The organism is Stenotrophomonas sp. P5_B8, assembly GCF_054049855.1.
In genome coordinates, this window is record NZ_JBFULO010000472.1 from 1 (window position 1) to 2754 (window position 2754).

Here is a 2754-nt window from a genome sequence, read left to right on the forward strand (position 1 = left end):
CGGCTGCTGAAGCCGCGCATGCCGGCACTGGTGGTGCCGTATCCGGCGCATGCGTTCACCGGGCTGCTGCTGATCCTGGTCGCGGTGCTGCTGTCGCTGCCGATTCCCTTCACCAACTACCTGTTCGGCTTCCAGCTGCTGTTGTTCGCGCTGGCGCTGCTCGAACGCGATGGGATGTTGATGCTGTTCAACTGGATCGGCGCGGTCGCCGCAGTGCTGTTCTTCGGATTCAGCTCGGGCCAGCTGCTGAGCTACACGGTGGAGCAGTTCCAGCGCTGGTTCTGAGGCGCCGGGTAGAGCCGACCGTGGGTCGGCTGCACCCCGGCCACCGGGACGTCATGCCCCGGGCTTGAGATCCACGGTGCCCGTATCGGACAACGTACCGGGATCATCGGTCACCGCCGACAACACGAAATACAGCGCCTTGCCCAGCAAGCCGCCCGGGCCAYCCCAGTACTCGGCCGATTCGGCGCTGACGTGGATCAGGCGCAGGTTGGGATCGTCCTTGCCGCCCGGGAAGAACACCTTCATCGCCGGCGACCACAGTTCCTCGATCTTGGCGCGGTCATCCACCACGCGCGCGGTGCCGGAGACGGACACATAGGTGTTGCCCGAGGGCGACGAGTAAGACACGTTGACGCGCGGATTGAGCGCCAGCTCGGCCACCTTGGGGCTGTGGGCTTCCGTGGCGAACCACAGGTCACCATCGAATTCGACTTCCTGGGTGCCGAGCGGGCGGCTGTACAGACGCCCATCGACGCCGACGGTAGTGAACATGGCGATGTCGACATCGCGGATCATGCCGGCGAGTTGTTTGATGTGCTGTTGGCGATCGAGCTCTGCCATGGGGTAACTCCTGCAACGGGAGCCACCATCACAGCCGATCGGCAGCCACGGCCGTGTGAATCGCAGGGTCACACCACCTTCGCATCCTTCCCGGGAGAGCCACGCCATGCGTGGCTGCCCCCTTCAACAGGGCCGGCATTGCGTCAGCCACGCATGGCGTGGCGCTTAACTGTTCGCCTTCCACGCCTGCATCGCCAGACCGAACGAACGCTTGCGTGCGGCGTGGTCGTAGATGTTGGCGGTGATCAGGATTTCATCGGGTTTGTGCCGCGCGGCGAACGCCGCCATGCCCTCGCCGACCTGGCGCACATCGCCCACCACCGCGCAAGCCAGTGCGCTCTGCACCCCCTGCTTTTCATGCGGCTGCCAGAACGCTTCGATGTCGTCGATCGGCGGCGGGATCAGGCCGGGCTTGCCACGGCGCAGATTGACGAAGCTCTGCTGCTGGGTGGTGAACAGGCGCTTGGCCTCCGCTTCGGATTCGGCGGCGACCACGTTCAAGCCGAGCACCGCGTACGGCGCGTCCAGATATTGCGAACGACGGAACTCGCTGCGGTACACCGCCAGCGCCTGGTCCATCGCATCCGGGGCGAAGTGCGAGGCGAAGGCGAACGGCAGGCCCATCGCGGCAGCCAGGCGAGCGCTGAACAAGCTGGAGCCAAGCAGCCACACCGGCACCGGGATGCCCGCGCCGGGCACGGCACGCACCGCCTGGCCGGCCTGCGCCGGTTCGAAGTAGTGCAGCAGCTCGCGCACGTCCTGCGGGAACTGGTCGGCGCTGTCGAAGTAGCGACGCAGCGCGCGGGCGGTGGGCTGGTCGGTGCCGGGCGCACGGCCCAGGCCGAGGTCGATGCGGTCCGGATACAGCGAGGCCAGGGTGCCGAACTGCTCGGCCACCTGCAGCGGCGAGTGGTTGGGCAGCATGATCCCGCCGGCGCCGACGCGGATGCGGCGAGTGCCACCGGCCACGTGGCCGATCAGCACCGCAGTGGCGGCGCTGGCGATGCCGGGCATGTTGTGGTGTTCAGCCAGCCAGTAGCGATGGAAGCCCCAGCCCTCGGCGTGCTGGGCCAGGTCCAGCATGTTGGCGAAGGCCTGGGTCGTGTCACTGCCCTCACAGACCGGGGCCAGATCAAGAATCGACAGTTGCATGCGCGCGTTCCATCCAGAAGTCATGCCACCGACATGGGGCCGGCGCTGACGTGCCGCCAGTGCCGGCAGCGGGACGCTGATTCCTGCGGTTCGGGTTCGTGAGGTTGCTCGATGAAGCTCGGGCCGCAGGTTGCTGGGCTGCCGAGCATGGCTCGGCACTACCTGAAACAGGTGACCGGCCGCCCCGGCACCCTCGGAAAACCGCCCTCAGGCCGCCCCGGTCCCCGGTTGATCAACCAGCGGCTTCAGTTCGGCGTCCAGCGCCACGCGCTCGTCGAATACGAAACAGCGGCCCGCATACCCTTCACCACCCACCGCCTCGAAATAACCGAGGATGCCGCCGTCCAGCTGCAGCACGTTGTCCATGCCGTCATTGCGCATCCACAGCGCGGCCTTCTCGCAGCGGATGCCGCCGGTGCAGAAGCTGACCACGGTGCTGTCACGCAGGGCCTCTCGGTGCGGAGCCAGCGCATCCGGCAGGTCGGTGAACTTGGTGATCGGCAGCACCAGCGCATCCTGGAAGGTGCCGTACTCGATTTCCTGGATGTTGCGGGTATCCAGCATCACCACCGGCTTGCCAGCATCGTCGTGACCCTGGCGCAGCCAGCGCTGCACGGTGGCCGGGTCGACGGACGGGGCGCGCGGATAGGCCAGCGGCTGGCCGTCATCGATGCGGAAGCTGATGATTTCCGGCTTGACCTTGGCCTTGAGCCGCGCGAACGGCTGCATCTGGCTGTAGCTGGTCTTGACCCGCAG

Annotated in this window: 4 protein-coding genes; 1 reads left to right on the plus strand and 3 read right to left on the minus strand. The window is 66.8% G+C overall.

The genetic code is table 11. From position 1 onward, the window contains the following. The coding region (locus tag ACXJKH_RS18205) for an exopolysaccharide biosynthesis protein (RefSeq protein WP_457321443.1) at positions 1 to 285 on the plus strand (285 nt) is incomplete at its 5' end. Positions 286 to 336: 51 nt separating this feature from the next. Here ACXJKH_RS18205 and ACXJKH_RS18210 read toward each other — a convergent pair. The 3 genes from ACXJKH_RS18210 to ACXJKH_RS18220 all read right to left on the minus strand — a co-directional run. Next, positions 337 to 846, minus strand: coding sequence for a pyridoxamine 5'-phosphate oxidase family protein (locus tag ACXJKH_RS18210; protein ID WP_457321445.1), 510 nt, complete (start codon positions 844 to 846; stop codon positions 337 to 339). Between the two features lie 165 nt (positions 847 to 1011). Next, positions 1012 to 1998 (minus strand): LLM class flavin-dependent oxidoreductase, encoded by a 987-nt coding sequence (locus tag ACXJKH_RS18215; protein WP_256776147.1) that lies wholly within the window; start codon positions 1996 to 1998, stop codon positions 1012 to 1014. Positions 1999 to 2205: 207 nt separating this feature from the next. Continuing rightward, positions 2206 to 2754, minus strand: a 549-nt coding sequence (locus tag ACXJKH_RS18220) for a rhodanese-like domain-containing protein (RefSeq protein WP_457321448.1), incomplete at its 5' end; no start/stop codon positions are given.

Bases quoted from the DNA above. Each gene is read 5' to 3' on its own strand.
- ACXJKH_RS18215 (WP_256776147.1), bottom strand. From the start codon at position 1,998: ATGCAACTGTCGATTCTTGATCTGGCCCCGGTCTGTGAGGGCAGTGAC.